Source organism: Devosia neptuniae (genome assembly GCF_025452235.1).
In the GTDB taxonomy this organism is placed as follows: Bacteria; Pseudomonadota; Alphaproteobacteria; order Rhizobiales; family Devosiaceae; genus Devosia.
In genome coordinates this window covers 3,017,841-3,043,503 of record NZ_CP104965.1, presented here as the reverse complement: position 1 = coordinate 3,043,503, position 25,663 = coordinate 3,017,841, and the positions used below count along the sequence as shown (strand labels likewise).

General features: G+C 60.8%; 25 protein-coding genes and 1 tRNA gene. 11 read left to right on the top strand and 15 right to left on the bottom strand.

Annotated features, from left to right (window positions below):
* Positions 1–52 precede the first annotated feature (52 nt).
* Entirely contained in the window at positions 53–772 is a 720-nt protein-coding gene (locus tag N8A98_RS17735; protein ID WP_262167288.1) for a FadR/GntR family transcriptional regulator, read from the top strand.
* Between the two features lie 328 nt (positions 773–1,100).
* On the opposite strand, the gene N8A98_RS17730 is transcribed toward N8A98_RS17735, so the two are convergent.
* Complete coding sequence (locus tag N8A98_RS17730) at positions 1,101–1,727, bottom strand: NAD(P)-dependent oxidoreductase (protein ID WP_262167287.1); 627 nt, start codon at positions 1,725–1,727, stop codon at positions 1,101–1,103.
* An 88-nt stretch (positions 1,728–1,815) separates the two neighbouring features.
* Positions 1,816–2,631 carry an alpha/beta fold hydrolase gene (locus N8A98_RS17725; protein WP_262167285.1) on the bottom strand — a complete coding sequence of 272 codons (816 nt, stop codon included), beginning with the start codon at positions 2,629–2,631 and terminating at the stop codon, positions 1,816–1,818.
* 144 nt (positions 2,632–2,775) lie between these two features.
* Between N8A98_RS17725 and N8A98_RS17720 the strand changes: the two genes are divergently transcribed.
* Complete coding sequence (locus N8A98_RS17720) at positions 2,776–3,210, top strand: winged helix-turn-helix transcriptional regulator (protein WP_262167283.1); 435 nt, start codon at positions 2,776–2,778, stop codon at positions 3,208–3,210.
* Positions 3,211–3,378: 168 nt separating this feature from the next.
* On the opposite strand, the gene N8A98_RS17715 is transcribed toward N8A98_RS17720, so the two are convergent.
* The 3 genes from N8A98_RS17715 to N8A98_RS17705 all read right to left on the bottom strand — a co-directional run bounded on the left by N8A98_RS17715 (position 3,379) and on the right by N8A98_RS17705 (position 5,398).
* Complete coding sequence (locus N8A98_RS17715) at positions 3,379–4,311, bottom strand: polysaccharide deacetylase family protein (protein ID WP_262167282.1); 933 nt, start codon at positions 4,309–4,311, stop codon at positions 3,379–3,381.
* Between the two features lie 78 nt (positions 4,312–4,389).
* On the bottom strand, positions 4,390–4,854 hold the full coding sequence (locus N8A98_RS17710; protein WP_262167280.1) for a YaiI/YqxD family protein: 465 nt from the start codon (positions 4,852–4,854) through the stop codon (positions 4,390–4,392).
* Positions 4,847–5,398: an AAA family ATPase gene (locus N8A98_RS17705; protein WP_262167279.1), complete on the bottom strand. Its 552-nt coding sequence runs from the start codon at positions 5,396–5,398 to the stop codon at positions 4,847–4,849. The genes N8A98_RS17710 and N8A98_RS17705 overlap by 8 nt, the downstream gene beginning before the upstream one ends.
* 72 nt (positions 5,399–5,470) lie before the next feature.
* Between N8A98_RS17705 and N8A98_RS17700 the strand changes: the two genes are divergently transcribed.
* Together N8A98_RS17700 and N8A98_RS17695 are read left to right on the top strand one after the other, a co-directional pair.
* Entirely contained in the window at positions 5,471–5,827 is a 357-nt protein-coding gene (locus tag N8A98_RS17700; RefSeq protein WP_262167277.1) for a cupin domain-containing protein, read from the top strand.
* Positions 5,828–5,921: 94 nt separating this feature from the next.
* Positions 5,922–6,434: a hypothetical protein gene (locus tag N8A98_RS17695; protein ID WP_262167275.1), complete on the top strand. Its 513-nt coding sequence runs from the start codon at positions 5,922–5,924 to the stop codon at positions 6,432–6,434.
* 6 nt (positions 6,435–6,440) lie between these two features.
* Here N8A98_RS17695 and N8A98_RS17690 read toward each other — a convergent pair whose 3' ends face one another.
* The 5 genes from N8A98_RS17690 to N8A98_RS17670 all read right to left on the bottom strand — a co-directional run bounded on the left by N8A98_RS17690 (position 6,441) and on the right by N8A98_RS17670 (position 12,358).
* Entirely contained in the window at positions 6,441–7,568 is a 1,128-nt protein-coding gene (locus N8A98_RS17690) for an S-(hydroxymethyl)glutathione dehydrogenase/class III alcohol dehydrogenase (protein WP_262167273.1), read from the bottom strand.
* 75 nt (positions 7,569–7,643) lie between these two features.
* Entirely contained in the window at positions 7,644–8,351 is a 708-nt protein-coding gene (locus tag N8A98_RS17685) for a DUF1345 domain-containing protein (RefSeq protein ID WP_262167271.1), read from the bottom strand.
* A 116-nt stretch (positions 8,352–8,467) separates the two neighbouring features.
* Positions 8,468–10,342, bottom strand: coding sequence for a sulfate adenylyltransferase subunit CysN (gene cysN / locus N8A98_RS17680; protein WP_262167270.1), 1,875 nt, complete (start codon positions 10,340–10,342; stop codon positions 8,468–8,470).
* A 14-nt stretch (positions 10,343–10,356) separates the two neighbouring features.
* On the bottom strand, positions 10,357–11,265 hold the full coding sequence (gene cysD, locus N8A98_RS17675; protein ID WP_113121959.1) for a sulfate adenylyltransferase subunit CysD: 909 nt from the start codon (positions 11,263–11,265) through the stop codon (positions 10,357–10,359).
* A 232-nt stretch (positions 11,266–11,497) separates the two neighbouring features.
* Positions 11,498–12,358 (bottom strand): WecB/TagA/CpsF family glycosyltransferase, encoded by an 861-nt coding sequence (locus N8A98_RS17670; protein WP_262167268.1) that lies wholly within the window; start codon positions 12,356–12,358, stop codon positions 11,498–11,500.
* 310 nt (positions 12,359–12,668) lie between these two features.
* On the opposite strand from N8A98_RS17670, the gene N8A98_RS17665 reads away from it, so the two are divergent.
* Both N8A98_RS17665 and N8A98_RS17660 read left to right on the top strand, forming a co-directional pair.
* Positions 12,669–12,744 (top strand) — tRNA-Thr (locus tag N8A98_RS17665).
* Positions 12,745–13,215: 471 nt separating this feature from the next.
* On the top strand, positions 13,216–14,175 hold the full coding sequence (locus tag N8A98_RS17660; protein ID WP_262167266.1) for an endonuclease/exonuclease/phosphatase family protein: 960 nt from the start codon (positions 13,216–13,218) through the stop codon (positions 14,173–14,175).
* Between the two features lie 3 nt (positions 14,176–14,178).
* Here the strand turns inward: N8A98_RS17660 and N8A98_RS17655 are convergent, their stop codons facing one another.
* Positions 14,179–14,511: a hypothetical protein gene (locus N8A98_RS17655; RefSeq protein ID WP_262167265.1), complete on the bottom strand. Its 333-nt coding sequence runs from the start codon at positions 14,509–14,511 to the stop codon at positions 14,179–14,181.
* Between the two features lie 662 nt (positions 14,512–15,173).
* Between N8A98_RS17655 and N8A98_RS17650 the strand changes: the two genes are divergently transcribed.
* The 3 genes from N8A98_RS17650 (at position 15,174) to N8A98_RS17640 (ending at position 17,496) form a co-directional block, all read left to right on the top strand.
* The gene (locus N8A98_RS17650; protein WP_262167264.1) at positions 15,174–15,731 is read left to right on the top strand and encodes a hypothetical protein; all 558 of its coding nucleotides are present in this window, start codon (positions 15,174–15,176) and stop codon (positions 15,729–15,731) included.
* A gap of 103 nt (positions 15,732–15,834) precedes the next feature.
* Entirely contained in the window at positions 15,835–16,638 is an 804-nt protein-coding gene (locus N8A98_RS17645) for a metallophosphoesterase family protein (RefSeq protein ID WP_262167263.1), read from the top strand.
* An 84-nt stretch (positions 16,639–16,722) separates the two neighbouring features.
* Positions 16,723–17,496 carry an NAD kinase gene (locus tag N8A98_RS17640; protein ID WP_262167262.1) on the top strand — a complete coding sequence of 258 codons (774 nt, stop codon included), beginning with the start codon at positions 16,723–16,725 and terminating at the stop codon, positions 17,494–17,496.
* 151 nt (positions 17,497–17,647) lie between these two features.
* On the opposite strand, the gene N8A98_RS17635 is transcribed toward N8A98_RS17640, so the two are convergent.
* The 3 genes from N8A98_RS17635 to N8A98_RS17625 all read right to left on the bottom strand — a co-directional run bounded on the left by N8A98_RS17635 (position 17,648) and on the right by N8A98_RS17625 (position 20,751).
* Entirely contained in the window at positions 17,648–18,838 is a 1,191-nt protein-coding gene (locus N8A98_RS17635; RefSeq protein WP_262167260.1) for a DUF2336 domain-containing protein, read from the bottom strand.
* A 460-nt stretch (positions 18,839–19,298) separates the two neighbouring features.
* A complete protein-coding gene (locus tag N8A98_RS17630) occupies positions 19,299–20,030 on the bottom strand; it encodes a lysozyme family protein (RefSeq protein ID WP_262167259.1) in 732 nt (243 codons plus the stop codon).
* Positions 20,031–20,166: 136 nt separating this feature from the next.
* A complete protein-coding gene (locus N8A98_RS17625; RefSeq protein WP_262167257.1) occupies positions 20,167–20,751 on the bottom strand; it encodes a nitroreductase family protein in 585 nt (194 codons plus the stop codon).
* 215 nt (positions 20,752–20,966) lie between these two features.
* On the opposite strand from N8A98_RS17625, the gene N8A98_RS17620 reads away from it, so the two are divergent.
* Both N8A98_RS17620 and N8A98_RS17615 read left to right on the top strand, forming a co-directional pair.
* Positions 20,967–21,944 carry an RgsD C-terminal domain-containing protein gene (locus N8A98_RS17620; protein WP_262167255.1) on the top strand — a complete coding sequence of 326 codons (978 nt, stop codon included), beginning with the start codon at positions 20,967–20,969 and terminating at the stop codon, positions 21,942–21,944.
* A gap of 248 nt (positions 21,945–22,192) precedes the next feature.
* Entirely contained in the window at positions 22,193–23,749 is a 1,557-nt protein-coding gene (locus N8A98_RS17615; RefSeq protein WP_262167253.1) for a GMC oxidoreductase, read from the top strand.
* A gap of 29 nt (positions 23,750–23,778) precedes the next feature.
* Here the strand turns inward: N8A98_RS17615 and N8A98_RS17610 are convergent, their stop codons facing one another.
* Positions 23,779–25,125: a UDP-glucose dehydrogenase family protein gene (locus tag N8A98_RS17610; protein ID WP_262167252.1), complete on the bottom strand. Its 1,347-nt coding sequence runs from the start codon at positions 25,123–25,125 to the stop codon at positions 23,779–23,781.
* Positions 25,126–25,663 lie beyond the last annotated feature (538 nt).

The following is a 25,663-nucleotide window of genomic DNA, read 5'->3' as shown; positions in this document are numbered from 1 at the left end:
ACCCCTGTTAAGGCTTGCCCCAGCGCAGACGAAAAGGATCCCTCCCTTGTCCATGGCCGAAACGAGCAAGCCCCTGCTCAAGCCGCGCGTGCATCGCCATGTCGTCAAGACCCTCGCGCAGCGCATCCTGAGCCTGCAATATCCGCCCGGCAGCGCGCTCCCCCCTGAACCGGACCTTTGCGAAACCTTCAGCATCAGCCGCAGCGCGGTGCGCGAAGCCATCAAGGTGCTCGATAGCAAGGGCATGGTCACGACCCGCCCACGCATCGGCACAGTGGTCCGCGCCCGGGAGGCCTGGAACCTGCTCGATCCGGACGTACTGGCCTGGTCCATGGAATTGCAGCCCAGCGCCGAGCTGGTGCTGAGCCTGATCGAAGCGCGGCAGGTCATCGAGCCGGCAGCCGCCCGTTTTGCCGCGTTGCGGGCGACCGCCGGCGAAATCGCACCCCTCGAAGACGCCTTTGCCCGCATGAGCCGCTTTAAATCAGCGCAGGATTTCGAAGCCTTCAACAAGGCCGATATCGATTTCCACACCGCCCTGCTGCGGGCCAGCGGCAACATCGTCTTCCAGCAATTATCCAATACGATCGGCGCGGCGCTGGCCTATTCGTTCCGCTTGACCATCTCCCGCGCCCGGGAGCCCGGCGCTTCCCTGCCCAATCATGGCGAAGTGATCGAACGCATCCGCATGCGGGACAGCATCGGCGCCTTCGAGGCGATGACCCGGCTGCTCAACATTGCCATTGTCGATGTGGGTTTGCATCAGGGATAGCTTGTCCGCGCAGCGTGGACTTTGCCCTGCCGGTACCTATCGACTCGGCCTGCATTTATCGATTCGGGACGACCCCCATCGGCCAAAGCGGCCGTAGGAGGGCGATTGTAGCAACCTACCGGGCGGCGGGTGCCGACCCCATTTCGGCCATTCGGATCCTCAGTACGATTTTCCAAATGCCGACGTTCGCCGTCACAGGGCAACACCAGCCTCGCGCCCCCGTTCGGTCGATGGACGGACCTGATCCGGGTCCTGAAAGCGGACGTCATCCCTAGCGTCCTTGGTGCAGCCGTGTGCCTGTGGGTTGCAATCATCAGGCTGGCGGCGATTATCGGACGAACGGAGCAGCCGCCAACCATTCATCCGACGCAAGCTGATCAATCATCGCCGTCGCAACCCCTGCATAGGACGAAGTCGTATGGACCGGCGGCGGGTCCAGTGAGAGCGTGTAGTTGCCATTGAACTCGCCCTGCATCAGAGGCGCCCTAATCACGGTCCAGTCGAGCTCTGAATCCTCAAGCGCTCTCATATGCTCCTCACCATCGATCACCAGTTCCGGGATGACCCGCATCAACTGCTCGCGGCGCGCATGTAGAAACGGATGCGGCGACTTGCGCTCGTTGTCCCGACACGCTGCTGAACCAGTCACCGAAACAATTCGTCGAACGCCAGACGCCGTCATCGCTGGAATGACGTGCCGCATCGCGTTTGACGTCACGCGTTTCGGCGGCGCGGCCGCACTGCTCAGCGCCGAGACAACCCCGTCAACGCCCTGAATGGCGGCGCCCACCCCCACTCCGTCCTGGACATCGCCGCGAAACGCCTCAAGCTGGCTGTGAGAGGCAAGAACGTTGTTGCTGTGAATGAAGGCGAGCACGCTATGGCCCCGACCCAGCAGGCCACCGACGATGTGTCGACCAAGTCGACCACTTGCGCCTAGAACAAGTACTTTCATCGTGCAGACCTGACCAAAGCAGCTACTGCGACGAATTTTCGAGGGGTTCCTGCCCGTGCGCCGATCGGGAGAACAGCACCTTGCCGGCTCACGGGTGCACCTCGTTCGCGGGATTGGCGGTCAAGAAGCGTTCGATCGGGGCGATCGCGCGGTCACCGAGTTCTTCCGGGACATGATGGCCGACGTCGGCGTACCGTTCGGTCGTATGACGCCGAAAAGCGCCTTCCCATTGTGCGAGCACATCGCCCGTTAACCCCGCGTCCTTCATCCCCCAAAGCAGCAGCAGGGGCAGCTTCGAAAGCGTCTCACGACGCTGCCAGAGCCCATCAAGCCACTCGCTCTCCCCGATAATTGCTCGAGGAAACACCCATGTTCCCTTGCGTGAGCGAGGCGTGGGAAAAGGCGCTACAAAGTGGCGGCGAGCGATATCCGACAGGTTCGCCTTGTCGCCGAACGAAGCCGGCATCACCACACGCGGGAAAGCATTGAGATAGCGGCACAAAAAGCGACCAACCGGCCCGCCAACCAAATCGCTGAAAGCTCGGATGGCCTTTTGATCCTGGACCGACCAGCACCAACTGTTGTGCACGATCAAGCGCGAAACCCGTTCCGGGTGATCCAATGCCCACGACATGCCGATCGGGCCACCCCAATCATGCATAACCAGCGTCGCTCTGTCGAGTTCGAGCGAATCCAGCAGCAATGCAAGATTTTTCGCGTGGTACTGCGGGAGATAGGACGCTTCATAGGGCTTATCAGACAGTCCAAAGCCAATGTGATCGGCTGCGATGCAGCGATAGTCGTTCCTGAAATGCGCGATCAGTCGACGATACTCGAATGACCAACTCGGGTTGCCATGGATGAATACGAGCGTTTCACCCTTACCCTCGTCGATGTAATGCATCCGTCCGCTGGGCGTCTGGAAGTATCGCGAGGTGAAGGGATACTCCGTGCGGTCGAGCCAGGTCGGGGGATTGAGGTATCTCGGATCGGTATGTAGCATTGCCATAAGTGCCTGATTGTTTAGCCTTACCGTAAGGGCCCGATAATGGCGGAAGTCATCAACGCACCGCGAGGTAACCTCCCGGCTCGGATCGCGGACGAACACCTTGATGCGGCCTTCCCCGAAGCCGCATCGACCTGCCCGGTCGAGGCGGCAATCGAGGTGATCGCGGGCCGATGGAAGTTGCTGGTCTTGCGGTCGCTATTCCTGGGCGGCGCACAGCGCTTCAATCGCTTGCTCCACTCGATTGAGGGAATCAGCGCAAAGGAGTTGACGCGGAACCTGCGTGAATTGGAGAACGCCGGACTGGTTGAGCGTGGGGCGACACTGACCCGCCACGAAGGCGCCGAAGCCTATGTCTTGTCGGAGTTGGGGCAGAGCTTATTGCCCGTCTTTAGCGAGATCGGCTCGTTCGGCGAGAGGCTGAAAAATAGCAGGGTGTCACGACGGTCGTTAGGGTCAGCCTTGGAGGAGGCATGACCGTAACGCGCCCCAATCCGCCATCAACTAATGGCTGCTTTTCTGACCAGCTGACAAAAAGTTGTTGGTCCGCTTCCCGATTACCGTTATTGGGCACCTCCGATTTCACTCAGGCCTAAAAACTCAATGAAATCCGTTCAACTTGGACGTTCCGAATTACTCTCTACACTACTGTAGGACAGGACCTGGATGCGGAGCACCCGGTCGCAGCGCCCCGTCGATTACCGGCGCATCAGCCGTGATAACGTCGCGACCGAAGACACCGCTGTCCTTGGGCACGAGGCGGACGACCGAATAGCCCTTCTGTTCGAGCTGGGCGAGGAAACCGGGTAGCATGTCGACCGTACGCTGGTGGATATCGTGGAACAGGATGATGCCGCTGCCGCGCGCTTCCAGCCGCGCCATAGTGCGGGCGGCGACTTGTTCGCTGGTCTCGGAATAATAGTCCTTGCTGTCGATATCAACGTCGAGCACCACCATATTGCCCAGCATGAGATTAGTGCGCAGGAAGCCGGTCTGCGCCAGGTAGGGAAAGCGGAAAAACGGCGACAGCACCTGCCCTGACTGCGCCAGCGCCGCCGAAATGGCGCGCTCGCCCTGGGCGATGTCGTCCAGCGCCTCCTGGTGGGTCTTGCCCGACAGATCGGCATGATCATAGGTGTGGCTGCCCACCGTGTGCCCAGCCAGCGCAACGCTGGCGGCGAGCTTGGGATTGGCCGCAGCGGCCCGTCCCAGCATGAGGAATGTCGCCTTGACGCCGAACGCATCCAGCGTGTCCAGGATGGCAGGCGTCTTGCCGGGTCGCGGGCCATCATCGAAGGTGAGGATAACTTCGCCGGGGCGTAGGATGATGTCGGCAGTCGACGCCACGGCCAGGGTCCGGCCCGCCAGATGGCCCGAGGTAAAAATCCGCTCGGGCATAGGCTGGTCGGTGACCGGCTTTGACGCGGCAAAGATGGAATTGGTGATTGTGCGATCCGTCGCCTGATAGGCATGCGGCGCGAGGTCGGCACTGGCGGTGAGATGGCTGGGCGGCTTGGCGCAGGCTCCCAGAGACGCACCGACAAATACGAGACAAACAGCAAAACGCGTAAGCGACACGACCTGAACTCTGCACAACCACAGCTGAGTTCACTTTTTGCTATTATGGTTAATATTCCCCTCGCGAGACCTTAACGACTACTTACCCGCAGCCGCTTTCGCCTTGCGTCCCAAAGTATCGAGCGCACTCAAAAAAGTCGAGCGATCAGCCGGGCGGAAGCCGGGATTATAGCCCTTGATCTCCCCGGTCTCGCGCAGATGTTGCTTGAGACCGCGCATTGCCAGCGCCATTCCGATCGAGGCCGGTGTGAACGGCTTGCCGGTGAAGCCGAGCACGTGGCAGCCCTTGTCTATGGCGCGGCTCGCCAGTGGAATATCTGCCGTCAGCACGATATCATTGGCCCGCGCTTGTTCCACGATCCAGTCGTCAGCCGCGTCGGCGCCCGCTGCGACAACTACAACACGCACCATCGGGTCGCGCGACGGCCGCACGCCGCCATTGCTGACGAAAGTGACCACCAGACCAAGGCGCTCGGCGACCCGCATTGCCTCGTCTTTCACCGGGCAGGCATCGGCATCGACGAATATGGTCGGGTCAGGCATTGGCGATAACATCTCTCACAAAGGCCAGCCGCTCGGCGACGGACACCTTTGGCAGCTCGACAATGCGATAGCCCAGTTCGGCATAAACGTCACGCATCGGCGCGTAGATGCTTACGGCATGCTCCCATCCCTCTATACGCTCGGCATCGGTCACGAAAATCTCCCGCCAGGGCGGAGCGAAGAAGGCGATGGGATTGTAGCGGTAGAGCTCGGCCGCTCGCTGGAAATGCGCGTCGTATGCGAGCGGAAACATTCGCGCATAGGCGACAAGATCGGGAATACCACGATCGCTCAGCGCTGGTTCAGCCGACGCGCTCAATGTGTGGAAGGTCTGGATATCGCGGTCGAGCATGAGTTCGGCGAAAAGCGCCTTGTCCCGCCAGTGCACCGCGGGTCCATCAATGGCGGTCTGTGACTGGATGATAGCCCGGGCGGCCTCGCGCCCGACGCGAATGCCGGCCGCGGAGGCGGCATCGAGCAGCGTGGTCTTGCCGGCGCCCGGACCACCGGTGATGATGAAAAGATTGTCGGCGTGCATGGTCATGGTGCGTCCTTGAGCATGAGGTATGGGCCGACGCCGCCGAAGCGGTCGTCACACGGAGCAAGGGAGAGAAAAATGGCTGGAAAAGTGATCGAGCGCACAGCGTGGGCTTACCCCGCTTCGCCAGCGGATCGATGGTCAGGAGAGTGGGAGGGCGGGCCAGATGGGGCCGGCATTTCGGTGATCTTCAATCACACCGAGGCAGTCGGCGGTGGGCCGCGGCTGCATAGCCATCCTTATCCCGAAACTTTCATCATCCGCAAGGGCCGGGCGCGTTTCACCGTCGGCAGCGAAGTGTTCGAGGCGGTGGAAGGGCAGATCGTCGTTGCGCTGGCAGGCGTGCCGCACAAATTCGAGAATGCCGGCCCCGGTCCGCTGGAGAATATCGATATTCACGAGGCCGGGCTGTTTGAGACGACTTGGTTGGAATGAGCGGCGGTGAAAGCCACCGTCCCGCCACCATTTCTCAGACAACAGCCCGGGAATCAGGCAGCTTCCGGCACTGACTTCCATGAGTGGGCAGAAAATGACGAACACCATCAGCTTCCGTCAGCAAGAGCGCCGGCGCGTGATGGCCATAGGTCTGCTCTATCTCGCCGCCCTGCTCGCTTTGGTGTTCTTCGTCTTTGGCATCGACGCCTCAGCCGAATTTGTGAATAGCGGCGCCGAGGGCGGCATTGGCCGCTTTGCCTTTGTGATCGGCATCATCGTGCTCTTGCCCGTAGCTTTGCTGCTGCGCTTCATGAGCACGCCGATGCAGGTCAGCTTCGACGACGATAACCTGCTGATAGAGCCCAAGGGCAAGCCAAGCACGAGTATCGCCTTGGCCGACATTAAATCACTGGTCACCAACAAGCCCTCGGTCAACGGGCTTTATCTCTATGGCGCAGCCGGCCAGCGCCTATATGCATTCACCCCGCAAAACGGGGAAGCAAGCGAACTGCTGAAGGCAATCCTCCAGCACAAGCCATTCAAACTCGTCAGCGAGTCACCCGCCTTCAAAGGGCGGGTGATGCAAAAGCGCTACGAGAGCCAATAACCGGCGTCAGTAAACCACGACGCTGCGGATGCTTTCGCCTGAATGCATCATCTCGAAGCCCTTGTTGATGTCTTCGAGGCGCAGCGTATGGGTGATCATCGGATCGATCTGGATCTTGCCGTCGAGATACCAATCAACGATTTTCGGCACATCGGTGCGGCCCTTCGCGCCGCCGAAAGCCGTGCCCATCCAGGTGCGGCCGGTGACCAGCTGGAACGGGCGGGTCGAGATTTCCTTGCCTGCCCCGGCAACACCGATCACCACCGACTTGCCCCAACCGCGATGGCTGGCTTCCAGCGCCTGACGCATAACCGTGGTGTTACCGGTGCAATCGAACGTGTAATCGGCCCCGCCGATCAGATCGCCCCGGCGCTTGGTGAGGTTGACGAGATAGGGCACGATATCGCCCTCGATCTCCTTGGGATTGACGAAATGCGTCATCCCGAAGCGCTCGCCCCAGGCCTTTTTGTCGTTGTTGAGATCAACGCCGATGATCATATCGGCACCGGCGAGGCGCAGGCCCTGGATGACATTGAGGCCAATGCCGCCCAGCCCGAACACCACGGCCGTGGCGCCGATTTCGACCTTGGCCGTATTAATCACCGCGCCAATGCCGGTGGTGACGCCGCAGCCCACATAACAGACCTTGTCGAAGGCGGCCGCAGCATCGATCTTGGCGACCGCGATCTCGGGCAGAACGGTGTAATTCGAGAAGGTCGAGCAGCCCATATAATGGAAAATCGGCTTGCCTTCGAAGGAGAAACGCGAGGTGCCATCGGGCATCAGCCCCTGCCCCTGCGTGGCGCGGATGGCGGTGCACAGGTTGGTCTTGCCCGAGCGGCAGGAATAGCATTCGCGGCATTCGGGCGTGTAGAGCGGGATGACATGGTCGCCCTTTTTCAGACTCGTGACGCCTGGGCCCACATCGACCACCACGCCCGCACCTTCATGGCCGAGGATCGCGGGAAACAGGCCCTCCGGGTCGGCGCCCGACAAGGTGAAATCATCGGTGTGGCAAATGCCGGTCGCCTTGATTTCGATCAGTACTTCGCCCGCCTTGGGGCCATCGAGATCCACTTCGACGATTTCGAGCGGCTTTCCAGCCTGGAACGCGACGGCGGCGCGGGTCTTCATGACAGATTCTCCTTGGGGCATATCTTTGGCGATGGTGTTGCACAAAGCGGGCCGGGGCGGCAACCGCCCAGGGCATCACCCCGCCCCGACAGCCACCGCGACATTGACCGTCGCCGCCACGATCAGTGTGTTGAAGAAATACGAGAACACCGAATGCACCAACACGAATTTGCGCATCTTGGCCGAGGTGACGCGGATATCGGACACCGCAAAGGCCGTGCCGATCACGTAGCCAAAATAGAGGAAAGCCAACCCGTCCGGCCCGTCGCCCTCGGGAAAATCCAAGCCTCCAGCCACCGCATCGCCACCCTCCACCGCGCGCTCATAGAACTCATAGGCGTAATGCAGTGACGCCATGGTGTGGACAACGAACCAGCTCAACAGCACCGACACGATGCTCAGGCTGACCTCGACGACCCGCGGCCCTTCGCTGCCGTTCAGCGTCATGAACAGCGTGACGCTGCACACTGCAACTACGCCGATAACAACGGCAAAGATCAGCCCGGTCGGCGTATCGGCCTCATCGGCGCGCGAGCGCAGGAATTCCGCGCTCAACAGTGGCAGCATTAGTGCAACCAGCGCCAGATAGGTCACGAACATGGCAATGGCGCCGAAAACCACCGCAAAGGCCGGCGCCAGCCAAAGGCTGAGCAGCAGCACCACGGCCCCAACGACCAAAGCGATGAAGAAAGTGCCATGCCGCGGCAAATGCCGCGATGCTATCCACACGGCCAAGGCATGTGCCTTGCCGCTGGATGTACGCCTTGCCCTGCGTTTGGCCAATATTCGCTCCCCCAATTGGGGTGAGCCTAGCGAGTTGGTTGAGGGAAGCAAGGCGGCTTGCGGCATTGAAAGCGGGAGGGCGCAGCGCGCCTTCCGCGACTCGTAATAATCCGGTCCTAAAACCGCAGCAAGCCGTGCAACTGATCCGCCAGATCGAGCGGTTCATGCTCGGCGCCATGCAGCACCAGCTCCGGGTTGGTCGGCGCTTCAAACGGGGAATCGATACCAGTGAAATTCTTGATCTCACCAGCGCGGGCACGCTTGTAGAGCCCCTTGGGGTCACGCGCCTCGCACACCTCGATAGGCGTATCTACATAGACTTCGGTGAAGGTGATATCGCCAGCGATTTCACGCGCCAGCCGCCGCTCTTTCTCGAAGGGCGAGATGAACGAGACCAGCACGATCAGCCCGGCATCGGCCATTAGCCTCGCAACCTCGGCCACACGGCGGATATTCTCCACGCGCGCCGCTTCGGTAAAGCCGAGATCCTTGTTGAGCCCATGGCGGACATTGTCGCCATCAAGGATATAGGCGTGCTTGCCCTCAGCCGTGAGGCGCTTTTCCAGCAGATTGGCGACCGAGGACTTGCCGGAGCCCGAAAGCCCGGTGAACCACACGATCTGCGGCTGCTGCCCCTTCATGTCCGCGCGAACCTGCCGGTTCACATCGAAGGACTGATAGGTCAGGTTCTGCGCCCGGCGCAGGCCGAATTCCACGGTCCCAGCGCCCAAAGTGGCATTCGAAATCCGGTCGACCAGAATGAAGCCGCCGGTAACGGCATTGGCCGCATAGGGATCAAAGGCAATCGCCCGGTCCGTCGCGATGGTAACCGTTGCCACCTCATTGAGGTCCAGCTTGGTCGCCGCCGTATGTTCGAGCGTATTCACATTGGTGCGGAACTTGAGATCGGTGATCGTCGCGGGGACGATCTGCGAGCCGATCTTGAGCAGATAGGAGCGCCCCGGATAGGCCGGCTCCTCATTCATCCACACCACGCGGGCCTGGAACTGATTGGAGAATTCGGGCGTCTCGCCCGCATGGGTGAGCACGTCGCCACGCGACACGTCCACCTCGCGGTCGAGCACCAGCGTCACCGCCTGCCCCGCCACCGCCTGCTCAAGCTCACCATCCATGGTGACAATGGCCTTGATAACCGCCGGCTTGCGCGAGGCCGCCACCAGCACGTCATCGCCCACCCTGACCACGCCCGCCGCTACCGTGCCGGAAAAACCGCGGAAATCGAGGTTCGGCCGGTTCACCCATTGCACGGGGAACCGGAATTTCTGGCCGGCCCGGTCATCGGCAACTTCGATGCCTTCGAGATAGGGCACGAGGCCCGGCCCGCGATACCACGGCGTATTGGCGCTCTGGCCCAGAATATTGTCGCCCCGCAGCGCCGAAACCGGCACGGCCGCCAGCGTCTTGAAACCCAGCGGCTCCGCAAAAGCGCGATATTCGGCAACTATTCTATCGAACACGTCCTGGCTGTAATCGACCAGATCGATCTTGTTGACCACCAGGACGACATGCTTCACGCCGATCAGCGACAGGATGAAACTATGCCGCCGGCTCTGCGTCAGCACGCCCTTGCGGGCGTCGATCAGCAGCAGCGCCAGATCGGCATTGGAGGCACCGGTCGCCATGTTGCGGGTATATTGCTCGTGGCCGGGCGTGTCCGCGACGATGAATTTGCGCTTGTCGGTCGAGAAAAACCGATAGGCCACATCGATCGTGATGCCCTGCTCCCGCTCGGCGGAAAGACCATCGACCAGCAGCGAGAAATCGATCCCCTCGTCACCCGTGGTGCGATTGCGGCTTTCCTTCTTGAGGCTGGCGAGCTGGTCATCGAGGATCAGCTGGCTGTCATAGAGCAGCCGCCCGATCAGCGTTGATTTGCCGTCATCCACGCTGCCGCAGGTGAGAAAGCGCAGCAGGGATTTGTCGGTTTGTTGATCTAGCCAGAGATCGATATCGGTGTCAGGCGTGGCCATTGGCAGGGTCATCGTCAGAAATAGCCTTCCTGCTTCTTCTTTTCCATCGAGCCGACCTGATCGCTGTCGATCAGGCGTCCCTCGCGCTCCGAGGTGCGGCTCGCCTGCATTTCCATGATGATTTCGGGCAGGCTCGTCGCCGTCGAACGCATCGCGCCGGTCAACGGATAGCAACCCAGTGTGCGGAACCGCACCAACTCGTGCCGCGGCACTTCATCCTTGCCCAGCGGCATGCGGTCGTCATCGACCATCAGCAGCGTGCCGAACCGTTCCACCACCGGCCGTTCCCGGGCGAAATAGAGCGGCACGATCGGGATATTTTCCGAATAAATGTAGGTCCAGATATCGAGCTCGGTCCAGTTCGACAGCGGGAACACGCGCATGCTCTCGCCCGGATTAAGGCGGGTATTGAACACCCGCCACAGCTCGGGCCGCTGGTTCTTGGGGTCCCACGCATGGCCAGCATTGCGATGGGAGAAGACCCGCTCCTTGGCGCGGGACTTTTCCTCGTCGCGCCGCGCCCCGCCAATGGCCGCATCATACTGGCCGGCGTTGAGCGCTTGCCGCAGGGCAGCAGTCTTCATGATGTCGGTATAGCGCGAGGAGCCGTGATCGAACGGGTTGATGTTGTCACGCACACCATCGGCATTGGTGTGGGTGATGAGATCGAAGCCGTAATCCTCGGCCATCTTGTCGCGAAACGCGATCATCTCGCGGAACTTCCACGTCGTATCGACATGCAGCAGCGGGAACGGAATTTTGGACGGATAGAACGCCTTGCGCGCCAAATGCAGCAGGACGCTGGAATCCTTGCCGATGGAATACATCATCACCGGACGCTCGAAACTGGCCGCGACCTCGCGCAGGATTTCGATGCTCTCGGCTTCCAGGGTCTGCAGATGCGTCAGTCGATTGCTGGTCACAGCAGCTATGCTCCATAGCCGCTCAACACGGCACTCGCTTAGGCTGATTGGTTAGGCCCGGAACGCGGCAGCATCAAGCCAGAAAATGGCGGAAACCCTTGCTGCGCAAGGGCTTGAGGCACATTCGTCTCCCTCGGGAACAAGACGCGTTATAGAAAAGCCAAGGCGCGATCAGATGGCGTTTGAATGTGCGCCACGACAGGAAAACGCAGAAAAATAGTTCCAGCCACCGTTACCAGCGGTCAATGCGCTCGCCCAGTTCGGCTATCCCCTTGCCCCATTTCTGGCGCGTCAGCATCAGCATGGCCGCATGCGGGCTGGTGGTGAGATAGCGGAACAGCAGGCGCCGGGGCTCACGCCCCATGCGGTAAACCCATTCCAGGCCATTATCCTGCATCCATTGCGGCGCCCGCGCGGCTGAAGCGGAGAGGAAATTAAACAGCCCGCCACTGGTCTTGATCAGCCCGACATTGGGCATGGCATGGGCAAACCGCATATAGAATTCCTGCTCGCGCGGCACGCCCAGTCCCAGCCAGACGATGTCGGGTCCGAGCCGGTCGATGTCGCGCACCACGCTTATCCACTGCCGATGCGTACGATAACCGTGCCCCTGCCCCACAATGCGCAGATGCGGATAGCTATCGCGCACCGCAGCCACTGCCCGCGCATTCTCACCCTCGGTGCCGCCCAGGAAATACATGCTGACCACCCGCTCACGCGCCGCCGTCACCACGTCGTGAAACAGATCGGTCGTCGCCACCCGCTCCGGCAGCGCAAAGCCGGTCACCCGCCGGCTCGCCATCACCAGCGGTTGCCCGTCACAACTGATCACGTCGGCAAAACGCACCGCCTCACGCAAGGCCGGCTGGCGCGCCGCCTCTGACAGCACCTGGCCATTAATGCTGGTGGCAATCCAGGGCCGGTCGCGGCGGCGATATTTCACCGCCAGATCGATCAACAGGCGCGCGGTCTGCTTACGATCAAGCCGCGCCACCGGCAGCCCGCCGATTTCCACCGATTCAAAGCGCGGATAAATCCGCGCCGGCAAAGCTGGCGGCCCACGCCGCACCGGCCGGAAAGCGAGCGGTCGCAAAATCCGCCGCCTCATGACCGCACACTGGCGCGGCGCGTCATTCTGAATCGGCAGATTGGTCGTCCACGCCCATCAAAACGCTTCAACATCGGACTACCCAGAATTGAACTGGCCTACACTCTTAGGTCCGAAAAGAAGAAACAGGAATTTCAACAGCTTATTTACGTTAAGCCTGCGGGCAATGCCTTACGCAGCCCCACGGATAACCGGCCATTTTTGCATCTGAGCCAGGTGCTATCACCGACGCCAAGCCGCGCTTCCAATCAACCCCGTTGCCCATGAGCCCCTTCGATGCTAGATGGCATCGCGCGCCGGTATAGCTCAGTTGGTAGAGCACCTGATTTGTAATCAGGGGGTCGCGGGTTCGAACCCTGCTGCCGGCACCATTCCCCCCCCAATTGGCACCTTGATCCACACGGCCTGGACGCCGAAGGCTTGGCGAACACTTCGGCCGCCATCGCGCACCGGGACGATCCATGAGAGATTGTCGAAACAAATACGAAATACAAAAAGCTTTAATTAAGTAAATATCGAAACTATACGAAATCAATTGCGTAAATTTAAATATTTACTTCCAATGAAACTGAATATTCAGTAGAATATTGCCAATTATTCCTGATCTTTATTGCCGCAGTTGAACATAACTTTTCTCCGGCAACAGCAGCAGTCTGGGAAAACGACCGGGCTCCTCATCCTGTCCATGTGGGATGAGCGGCGGAGAGGGGCAGTGTCCCTGCGGCGGAAAGCGCTGCCCCCTCGGCCTACCTAGCCAGTAGCGCCAAGTGTATTGACCGGCACGGGCAAAGCACCGCTATTGGCGCGGTGAATATATCCCAGTGCAATCCCGAGCGGTCACGATGAAACTTGAGCTTCGCGGTGCCGTCACCATACTGGCGGTTCTGGCCATGCTTGGCCTCGTCGCGGCGAGCTTTGACCTGCCCGTGCCCAATCCGGATGTGCTGCAATCGCTGCGCTTTCATCTGGCGGCGGCGTGTCTGGCCCTGCCGATCGCGCTCTTCATGCTGGGCGCCCGCTGGCGCGGCGTGGCGGTGCTCGCGCTGATCCTCGTCAGCATCGGCCAAGGCGCCTATCTCATCCACCAGCAGCAGGAAACACGGTCGCTGCTGGCCGAAGCCGTTGATCCCAACGGATTTACAGTGATGAGTTTCAATGTCCTGGCAACATCGGAACGCGGCCAGGACGTTGCCGATTACATGATCGAGCGAGCGCCCGATATTGCCGTGATCATGGAGACCCCTGGCATCGAGCGTTCGCTGGAGCGCCTTGCCACCACTTTCCCTTATCGCATTGGCTGCACCGATACCCTGACCTGCGATTTGTCGCTGTTTTCGCGCACGCCATTGGTCAATGGCCAGATGCACCTGCTCGGCCCCATGCAGCGCGAGCGCCTGATAACGGCCCGGACGACGATCAACGGCCACTCCGTGACCATCATCGCACTGCACCTGAGCAAACCCTATTTCGATGGCATTTCCATCGATGAACTTTGGGAAATCAGCCACGTGCTGCGACAGATCGACGGCCCAATGCTGCTGACCGGCGATTTTAACAGCGCGTCTTGGTCGCGCAGCGTCCGTCAGTTCGTCAACCGCAACCAATTAATGCCCCCGCCCCGCTATCCTTCGACTTGGCCAGTGCGGTTGGGCGAATGGGGTATACCGATCGACAACATGTTCACCCGCGGCGGATTGCGCATCGACGAGATAGGCGCCATGCCATCCAATTTAGGCTCAAACCATCGCGGCCTATTGGCCCGTGTCGGCTTCGCAACCGAACTGGCGACGCCCGCAAACTGACAGTCAGCACCCATCGAGCCGTCCGTCCAGCGCGCCCCATTCCTGCCGCCACAAAGCAGTGTCCTGCAGGACGACGACAACGCGCTTGAAACCGTAGAGATCCGACATCTGCTCGGCATAGTCGAGCGCCACACCGACATCCTCGAATGGTCCCTCCGTTCGCGGTTCGATCGGTTCGCCCTGGTGCAGGGTCGCCGGCCAATAGACCCAGGCGCTGGGCGTCCCGAATTCCAGTCCGGCAATCTTGAGAATACGCGTGTCGCTGCCGATACTGACTGTGACAGCGTCCACGGCGACATGGTCCTCATCATCGGTCCAGGCATAGCCACGAGCCAATCGCGATCCTCCTTCTGCAGACTCTGGATGCCGCAACGCCCGCCGGCAGACCAAGCGACATCGCGCAGCAACCCTGCACCTTGTTCAGCGGATTAGTGTTTTTCGCGACCCATTGCTCAGAAATACCCACATTGGCTCCAACAACAATAGTCATACTGTATTCATATAAATCCAGAGGCAATAATACCGGATATTCTAAATCACGATATGCTTACAATAAAATCCGCGCATCTTAGATATTCCGATAACGCAGATAAATAGATCGAACGTCATATAGCCGCCTCAACCCACTTACTGTATCGTATTTGCTGGGCTCGATATCAGTATCGACATCGACGGGACGTCGATGGGCAGCATTCTTCCGCCGCAACGGGTGCTGCCCGCCTCTTTTCCCAGTCCACGACGACATGGCGCCGCTGTTTTCGCCGCAGCGCTACTTATCTGCCGGTTGAGACCTGGTATTCACGCGCACCTCGCTCACAAAAATTCCATTGGACATCCCATCCTCGAGCCCCCGCTGTGCTTGTGCCGGGGCCTTGTTTGGATAATGTCACAGCAATCTCTACGAAGCTGTCAGACGCGCCGCCGTCAGATTTATCTGACGCGTCCAATCTGGCTCTTGTCACGGTGGAATTGCGATGGCGCCAGCGTTTGATGCAGGCTTGAACTTCACGATCAAGCACGGAACGATCGAAGCCGCCCAGCCGAGCGCTGAAAAACAGCTCTATCGGGTTTTCACCGAGATCAGCTTCACCGATGGCGATGGTTTCCGTCGCGTCGCCGCCGATTCCGCGCTGGCTGAATTTGTTGCGACCGATCGCTCCGGGACCTTCTATTTTTATGACGCAATGGGACGCGGAGCCTTGTTGGCCGCCGATATCTATGGCGTCGGCTGGAGCTTTTCCGATCCGGCCATCTGGTACTCCGCCTGCAACCGCAAGATCACCTGGCTCCTGGCATTCGCGGTCGCCACTCTGGTCTTTGTGGCCATCGCCGTAAGTGCGCAAATCTGGCCGGCATGGATCGCAGCCTTCGCCTTTTCGGCAGTCGCGGCCATGCATTGCTGGTCGGCACTGCGCCTGGCCCGCACAGCGGCTGCGGCCCAGCGTATTCGGCGATCGCTGGCGCCCACCGAGAAGCCGAGCCCGCGCCAGGTCTCCAATACCGGCCGGTTTGACAATGCTGGCCGCACCGGCAATTCCTACTGCCTGGCGGTCTGATCTGCCGACATTAATCACACCTTGGTTTGAGGCTTGAATCCTTGTTCCTCGGCAGTCAAGGTCCAGCGTCGCGCCGGAGTGTATCCCCAATGCCGCAACAAGTATGCTTTCGCTGATACGGCGCCTGCTGCCGCAGCGCCAGCCCGATCCGGCGCCGCAGGGGCGTGAGCGCCTGGTTGCGCAGCAATGGCCTCGTGCCGTCTATGCTATCGGCGATATCCATGGCTGCTTGCCCGAATTACAGCACCTTGAACAGCTAATCCTCGAGGACGCCGCCGGTGCCAGTGGCGAAATCTGGCTGGTTTATCTCGGCGACTACGTGGATCGCGGCGCCAATTCCGCTGGCGTTATCGACTATCTGCTCTCGCCGCCGCCGCCGGGCACGCGCCGCATCTGCCTCGCCGGCAATCACGAAGAACTCATGCTCGCCTATTGCCGCAATCCGGTCGCCGGTTCGCAATGGCTCAAGCTGGGCGCAGCCGAAACCTTGCAATCCTATGGCGTGCCTATGGCCGGCTTTACCACCGCCAGTGTGCAGGCGCGGCTCGGCCGCCTGCGCAACCACATCCCGTTCGGCCATCTGGAATTCCTCGAAAGCCTGCCCGTCTCGCTCAGCCTGCCCGGCGTCGTGCTGGTGCATGCCGGCATGAAGCCGGATCTGCCGCTCGACCAACAAAGCGACGATATCCTGCAATGGATGCGCTATGACCCTACCAACACGGCCCCTTGGCCGCCCAACCTTTTGGTGGTGCACGGCCACACGCCCGCCGCCGAGCCCTATATTTCGCCCGGCCGCATCTGCATCGATACCGGCGCCTATGCCACCGGCAGGCTGACGGCCATTCGCCTCGTCCCCGGCGAGGTCCCCCACCTGCTCACGGCCACCGCGCACGGCCCGGCCGAGTGACGCACCATCGGCGTTGCGTCTGGCACCGTTTTGGCTTCTATGCTACGGCCCGAACGCGCCAACTGCCCTGCCGGAGAATACGAATTGAGCGTCCAGACAGATCGGGTTGGCTTTGTAACCAACGGCACCGCCGAAGCCGACACGGCAGCCGCGCGCCTGCGCGAGCGCTACGGCGCTACCCCGTTCGACGAGGCCAATGTCATAGTGGCGCTTGGCGGCGACGGCCTGATGCTGCAGACCCTGCACCAGGCCATGGGGCGCAACGTACCCGTCTATGGCATGAATTTCGGCTCCGTCGGCTTTCTGATGAATGTCTTTTCCGAAGACACGCTGGCCGAACGCCTTGCAGTGGCGCAGGCCACCCGCATCTATCCGTTGTCCATGACTGTGCTCAGCACATCGGGCGTTACCCAGACGGCGCTGGCGCTCAATGAAGTGTCGTTGTTCCGTTCCACCTACCAGGCCGCCAAGCTCCAGATCGTGGTCGATGGCGAAACCCGCCTCGACGAGCTGATCTGCGACGGCGTGCTGCTCTCCACCCCGGCCGGCTCCACCGCCTATAACCTGTCCGCGCACGGTCCGATCCTGCCCATCGATTCCCCCCTGCTGGCGCTGACCCCAATCTCCCCCTTCCGCCCCCGCCGCTGGCGCGGCGCCATCCTGGGCAATCGGGCCGAAGTCAAATTCATCACCCGCGAAGCCGCCAAGCGGCCGGTCAGCGCCGTCGCCGACAATGTGGAATTCCAGAACGTCCTCGAAGTCACCATCCGCGAAGACCGCGACTCTGGCGTCACCCTGCTCTTCGACCCCGGCACCAGCCTCGAAGAGCGCGTACTGAGCGAACAGTTCCGGTACTAGCGAGGGCACGAGGACCAGTCGATATTCAGCTCAGGCTGAGCCGAAAGTGACGGTTTTCGAGAACCGGAGCGCAGCGTACATCAGTACGTGAGCACCGGAAGCGGAGAAAACCGCCGCTTGCAGGCCAGCATCAGCTGAATAGCGACTGGTCCTAAGCCACCTGCTCATCCCAATCCAGCGCCACCATGCGCCGTTCGCCCGCTTCCTGCGCAAAGGCCGACATCACGCCCTCTGCTGCCTTGCGGGCCAGCGCCACATTCTGCTCGCTGAGATAGGCAAACGCCTCCTCCAACTCTTCGGGAATGACCCCGCCATATTCGGCAATCAGCCCCTCGGTCAGCGTCGATACCACCAGGTGCCGCGCCGCCGCGTCATCGGCTAGGTCCGTCGCGCGGGCATGCCCGATCAGCCTTATCACCAGCTCCCGCATCGCCGGCCCCATGCCGCAGCGCACCAGCAGCGCATTGATCGTTCCCCGGCTCCCCGCCTCGAGCACGCTAAACACCTTGTCGCGCGGCGATTGGCTGAGTTCGGCCACGCAATTGGCAAAGAACATCACATGCCCCGTGACCATGGTATGCAGCAGCACGCGCATATTGAGCCGGTCGCTGGCAATCAGCTCGGCGGCATAGCCGGTTCCCGGATTGATCGCCTCGCGTTCGCCAATGGCCGAAATCGCCGTATCGACGCTATCGCGCAGCAGGCGATTGAGCCTTTCCGGCGCCACCGCGCCCTTGACGATGCGGGCGCCGCGCATGGCCTCCATGGCCTGTTGCACCAGCAGCAGCCGCGCCCCCGCAGGCAGGTCCTGCCGCCGCAGCAAAGCCCCGCGCATCTGCGCATCTGCGCCATGAGCCGTCACCAGCCGGTCAAGGCACGCCGCGCCAATCGATAAATCCGTCCGTGCCAGCAATTTCAGTGTCATCTGCCGATGCTCGCGACCGATCAACGCATCGACCAACCGCGTACTGAGCTTTTGCCGCTGGCTGATGGCGATCAGCAGGTCCGCCTCCCCCTGGCGTACCACCGGCATCATGTCGGCATCGATCAGCACCGGCGAATATTGCAGCACGGCCCGGGCAATCACCCCACTGTCCTGCAGCAGCGCCATGATGATCGGGCGCGGCGCCTCGGCCGAATGCAGCAGGCCATAGGCCAGCGCGGCACGCACCTTGACGGAGGGGTCTTCGAGAAACCGGAACAGCACGGCATAAAGCGCGGCATGCTCATCGGCAGGACCATGGTGATTGAGATAGGCGCTCGCCGCCATATAGGCCGCCTGCCCGCGCTCTTCGCTATCGGGCGACTGCGCCAGCCAGAGGAACTCGTTATACTCAACCATGCCACACCCCGGAGCAACTCGGGCCAAGATTAAGCGGCAAGTTTTAAGGAACGGTTCACCATAACGCTGCTGGTGCGTTCAAACACCCAAGATAATATCGGTAATCAGAGAATGTTGGAGGCCAAGTCGAACAGGCTCTTCGCGGTATATCCTGCGGCTACAACGAACAACCAGGCGGCAATTGCCATTCCGGTGATCATCCAGCCTCTTGGTATGCCGCGCCCCGTTTCGACTTCCCCCCGAGTAGTCGATCTGGCCATCTTTCGATCCATCGGTTCGCTAGCGCCCGAATTGTTTTAGAATCGCTCAGCTACAGCAGATTCATCCCAACCGGATTGCAGTGCAATCACTCTCACCCCCAATGACTGACAAATTCTAAATGCACCAACCAGGGACCTGTTCCGCTATTATATGCCGCTGATTCGAGGCGTTGGCTTCGGCAGGTCAGGCGGGCTTATCCCTACCGCGCATAAAGCTGCGTGAAAAACGCTGCCCCTTCCTCAGGCAAATTCAGCGGCGACTTCGCCGCTCCCTCTGCCTCGGTGCGGAATAATCCCGTAAACGACATGTTCTCCGGCGAGAACCGCGAGGCAACAACCGGCGCGTCCGGCTTAGCCCCACTCATCTGCTGCGCGGTAAATGTCGCCGCCGGCTGGCTACCGTCATGCTTGGCCACCAGCGATTGATAGACCTCACGGATCGTCCGCGCTCTTCCATCGCTGTAAAAGATCGCCTTGTTGGCCGCCGCCTGCTTGGGAAACAGTTGCGCCGCAATCTGGTCCGGGTTCTGCAGCCCGGCGGTAAACATGCGCTCCGCCCCCTGCGCCCCCAGAAAATGCGCAATATACAGCTCGCCTGCGCTCGGCATCCGCCCGAACCGTGCGCTCAGATAATCGCCATTGCTCTTGGTGAAAGCCGCCGCCAGATCCGCCGCCATTTGTGGATCTTCGCGCAGCTTGAGAATGGTCGCCTTCTGCGCCGGGTCGCGCACGGTGTAATCCCCGTTCGCGTTCACTTCGATGGCATTGGCATATTGGCCATAGCCCAGCCGCGGCCCCTCTTGCTTGAGCACCTGCAGCCAGGTCGATTCAAGAAACTGGAACAGCCCGACCGCCGAAGAGGTCTGCGCCTTGGCCTGCGGGTTGAGACTGCTTTCGCGCATGGCGGTCTGCAGCAGATAGTCGAAATCCACCCCATTCCTGTCGCCCGCAGCGGTCAGGACATAGGCCAGGCTTTGCGGCACTGAAATGGGTTGCACGCCCATCCAAAACTCACCCGGGGAATCGCTCGCGTTTAGAAAGCGCTAATTCGGGTTAATGTCGCGTTAACTATTGCTGGCCCGACCAATAGGTCACGACATCGTCAAGCACCGGCCGCGGGCGATCTTCGATCCGCGTCGTGGGGGTACCCACATGCACAAATCCAACAAACCGCTCGCCTGGCCTCGCCCCCAGCGCCTGCGCGGCCTCGGCATCATAGGCATACCAACGGGTCACCCATTGCGCCGCATAGCCCAGCGCATTGGCCGCATGCACCAGATTGAACGCCACATTGCCCGCCGAGATCAGTTGCTCGAATTCGGGAATCTTGGGGTGCTCTGCCGCCGCCGAAATCACCCCAATCGTCAGAGGCGCCGGCAGAAAGCGCTGCCGCTCCACATCCAGTTCAGCGTCAGTAAGGGCAGGATTCTTGGTCTTGGCGATATCGGCCAGCACGGTCCCTGCCCGCCGCCGCTCATCGCCCACGAACAGCACCAGCCGCCACGGCGCCAGCTTGCCATGGTCGGGCACGCGCGTACCGATGGTCAGCAGCGTTTTGAGTTCGTCCGCACTCGGCCCCGGCTCGACCAGAAAGGCCGGGCCGACCGAACGGCGCGTCAACAGGTAGTCAACAAGGGCGGCATTGGCAGGCATGTTCATCTCCTGATCGTGCCGGAGCAATACAAGTCGCAGCCCGTCGCGGCCAGCCCATTCACATAAAATCGCTTGGCGCAGAGCCTCGCCGGTTCCCAATTGCACTGGGCTGTGACACAGCTTCTCCCCAATCGCTGCCTATCACGGCCCGATTGCGAGTCGGTGGCAGCGCACTAAGTTACGCCGCCTTGCTGACCGCTGCTGGGGTATTCGATATGCGTTTTGGGCCATTGATGGCGATCCTGCTGGGTGTTTTCGCATTGGCGCAGCCAATTGTGCCGCTCGCCATCGCACCGGTTTACGCCCAAGACCACGCCGAAATACCGCCCATGCCGCGACCACGGCCGGATCGCGACGGCCGCCCGGCCATCACGCCGCCCGAGGTTTCGCCCGATAATCCCGCCACCGAAGCCATCACGGCCATTACCTCGGCACCCCAGCCGGTGACGCTCACCGCGCTCATCACGCCCGACAGCGCCCCCATCACCGAGGGGCTGGTCTGGCGCATTTTCGATGCGACACCCGCCGCCAATGGCGAAATCGCCATGGCTGCCAAATCCGAGGATGGCACCGCCAGGCTCTCCCTGCCTCCCGGCGAATATCTCGTGCACATCGCCTATGGCCGCGCGCAGATCAGCGATACGCTCACCGTCAACCCCGGCGACAATCAGAAAACCTACATCCTGGAAGCCGGCGCCCTGCGCCTCAACGCGGCTGTCACCGGCGACATTCCCATTCCGCCCGATCTGCTGAGCTTTGAAATCTTCACCTCCAGCGACGAAGCCACCCGCACCCCGGTCGCGCAAGGCGTGCAGCCCAATGAAATCGTCACGATCAATTCGGGCACCTACCACGTGGTCTCCCACTTCGGCGCCATCAATGCCGTGGTGCGCGCCGACCTGCAGGTCGAGCCGGGCCAATTGACCGATGCCACGCTCTATCACCTGGCGAGTCAGGTCTCGTTCAAGCTGGTGTCCGAAGCCGGCGGCGAGGCCATCGCCGATGTCGACTGGACCATCAAGACCAGCGACGGCGCCACCATCTTCACCGAACTGGGCGCCTTCCCCACCACTGTGCTCGCCGAGGGCACCTATCTCGTCCTCGCCAAGCAAGGCGACCAGGTGTTCAACCGCGAATTCGAGGTCAAACCCGGCCCGCCGCAGGACATTGAAGTTCTGACGACGGCGTTCTGATCGGAATATCCCGCCGCTTCAGCGGCAAGTCCGCACCGGCGTTGACTTGTACTTTTAGAAAATTACTTTCCGAGATAAAAAAACTTGTCGCAAGAACGGCAAGATCGAAATTCTTCATGGCAAAACCCAAAATGAAATGCCATCATCAACCTACGTTACAAGGAAGTAATTGTCTTCCAGTGGAAGTACATCCCTCAACCTCCACAATAATACAGAATTGACATCATTGTCGCATCTGGAGCGAAAGTGTGCCGCATGTCGATCTTAGCGCAGCAAATGCTGCGGACTTTGGCGCACGATGGGACGTTTGCGTCATCGGCGCCGGCCCGGCGGGCATAGCCGCAGCGACGCGGCTGGCCCAGCGCGGCAAACGCGTCATCGTTCTCGAAAGTGGGCACTCCGCGCCAACCCCGGAGGCGGCAGCCCTTAATTCCATTGAGACCCCGGCCACCGACTATGGCGGTGCGCTAAGGGGGCGTCAGCGTGGTCTGGGCGGCACCTCAGATCTCTGGGGCGGCCGGCTTATCGCCTTGACGCGGCATGATCTTACTGCCCGCGACTATGTCGGCGTCCCCGCTTGGCCAATCGCCTATGACGATATCTATCGCTATACCCGTGATGTCGAAAATCTCTTCGACATGCCGCATCGCGACTTCGAACAATTGCCCCAGGGCCGTCCAGAGAGCCTGGTTTCCATCGGCCGGGTCGATGGGGTCGAATGTCGGCTGCCCAAGATCGTCCCGTTCCGCAACCGAAACGTTTATCTGCAACTGGCTCCCGAGATCGCCCGCAATAGCAATATCACCGTCCTCTCCAATGCAACGGCAGTGGATTTCGACCTGTCACCCGAGGGCAATCGCATCGCTTTGGTCCGCGCCACCGGCTTTCACGGCCACAGCGTCTCCATCGAAGCCGATCAGTTCGTCTTTGCCGCCGGCACGCTGGAAAGCACCAGGTTACTGCTATTACTCGCCCGCAAGGCCAATGCCGACGCCAGCTCCACCGGACCGATTGGTGAACATTTCGTCGATCACCTAGCAGCCAATGTCGGCAGGGTGTTTCGCTTCACCCCCAATATGATTGCCTATCTCGTCGGCCATGCGCGCACCGAAGGACAGCGCCACGCCACCCATTTCGAGCTGCTGCCGGCCCCTCAGCGGACCGGCGGCATCGGCTCGGCCTATCTTTGCCTCCGCCTCGACATGAAGGACGAGGAGGTCAACGTGGTACGCGACCACCTGCGCCGACGGCTCGACAAGTCCGACGCCAGTCTCGGCTCTACCCTGGCCTCGGGCCGCAAGATTGCCCATGCCGCCGCCTGGCGTTTGGCGCATTTCGATTGGCTCTTGCCGCCTTCAGTGGAGATTCACGCCGAAATCCGCACCGAACAGCTCCCGGCCGCCGCCAGCCGCATCAGCCTTTCCCGGAGCACAGATCCCTTCGGTGTCCCACGAGCCAAACTCGATTGGCAGATTCTCGATAGCGACCTCAGGACCGCCGATCAGGCCCTCGCCATCTACCGCCGGATGTGGGAGGGACATGATCTGCAGAGTGCATGCCAGATCGAATGGTCCGTGCCCCCTGATGCACCTCTGCGGGAAAGCGATTTCCGCGACGTCTTCCACCCCTCGGGCAGCACGCGTATGGGCTTGAGCGCCGCCGACAGCGTGGTCGACGAGCAATTGCTTTGCCACGCCTTCCCCAATGTGCGGATATTGTCGCCGTCGGTCTTCCCTAGCTCCGGCAGCGCCAATCCAATGCTGACCCTGCTATGCCTGGCCTATCGAATGGCCGACCAGATGTGACGGCAAGGCCGCCCATCTCGATCAAACCATTATTCGGCGGCGGTGGAAATGACTTCGATCGTTTCGCCGTCATTGGGCCGGCCGACGCTTGAATAGGCAAATCCGGCCGCTTCGACTTCGCTCGGGCGGTAGACATTGCGCAGGTCGACCAGAACCGGGCTGATCATCAAATCCTTGATCCGCGCGAGGTCGAGCGAGCGGAACGCGTTCCACTCGGTCACCAGTACTAGGCAATCCGCGCCCCTGGCCGCGTCGTAGGCATCCTCGCAATATTCTACATTGTCCAGCACGGACTTGGCCGCTTCCATGCCTTCGGGATCATAGGCACGTACACGGGCCCCGGCATCCACCAGCGTCTGAATGACGGCAATGGAGGGCGCATCGCGCATATCGTCGGTATTGGGCTTGAAGGTCAGCCCCAGCACGCCCACCGTCTTGCCGCGGGCCTTGCCCTGCAGTGCTGCCACCACCTTGCGGCCCATGGCTCGCTTGCGCTGGTCATTGATGGCGATCGTGGTTTCGACGAGCCGCAGGGGCGTGCCGTAGTCCTGCCCGGTCTTGGCCAGCGCCAACGTGTCCTTGGGGAAGCACGAGCCACCATAGCCCGGCCCGGGATGGAGAAACTTGCTGCCAATGCGGTTGTCGGCGCCAATTCCCCGGGCCACGTCCTGAACATTGGCGCCGGTCTGCTCGCACAGATCGGCAATCTCGTTGATGAAAGTGATCTTCATGGCGAGGAATGCATTGCCGGCATATTTGGTCAGCTCGGCCGTGCGGCGCCCCGTGAAAATCAGCGGCCCTTGGTTGAGATAGAGCGGCCGATAGACCTCCTCCATCACAGGCCGGGCGCGCTCGTCCTCCAGTCCTACCACGATGCGGTCGGGGCGCTTGAAATCCTCGATCGCCGCGCCTTCGCGCAGGAATTCAGGATTGGACACCACCACCACATCGGCATCCGGATTGGTCTCGCGGATGATGCGTTCCACCTCGTCGCCCGTACCCACCGGCACGGTGGATTTGGTGACTACAACGGTAAAGCCTCGCACCGCCTGCGCGATTTCCTGCGCGGCGGCATAGACATAGCTCAGATCTGCATGGCCATCGCCGCGTCGCGAGGGCGTGCCCACCGCGACAAAGACTATATCTGCCTGGGCCACGGCGGAGGGCAAGTCACTGGTGAACTTGAGTCTTCCGGCGCTCGCGTTGTTGGCGACCAGTGCATCGAGGCCCGGCTCGAAAATCGGAATTTCGCCGCGCTGCAGCGCCGCAATCTTGGCCTTGTTGAGATCGACGCAGACCACGTCATGTCCGAAATCCGCAAAACAAGCCCCGCTGACGAGGCCCACATAGCCGGACCCGATCATTGTTACCCGCATCGTTCAATCTCCTTCGCCGCGAACTGTTATGCCTCACTGCCGGACGAAGTCGACCTTAGCCCAAAACCATCACCTGTACAGTGAACATTTTTGCAATACTTAAGATCGCAACGATCTGCCAAATTCCAATATTTAACAATTGTGACAGATCGCACAAAGACTACAAATACAGCCGCGCAAGATAGTACAACGCCAAGACCACGCCCCACGCCGCCAATGCCAGAATGAGGATCATGGGACCGCGGCGGCGATAGGGCGTCACACTCCGTTGCGTCTCGGCTTTGTGTCGCGATATCCTTCGCGCGCTCAGGGTCAGCCCCTCGCTATGCACATCGAGGTCATGCATCGAACTACTCTCTTTCTCAGCAAGCTGAGATTACAAAAATGCCAATTAGTGACCATAAAAAGGCCAGTAATACACTTTTCCGACGCCTATTTACCGTGCAGAGATAGTGCAATACTATTTTAAGCAACAGAAACACTAACATAGGCGTTGTATACGCCGATTGCCGCGCCGTTCATATTTCAGTCCATAAAA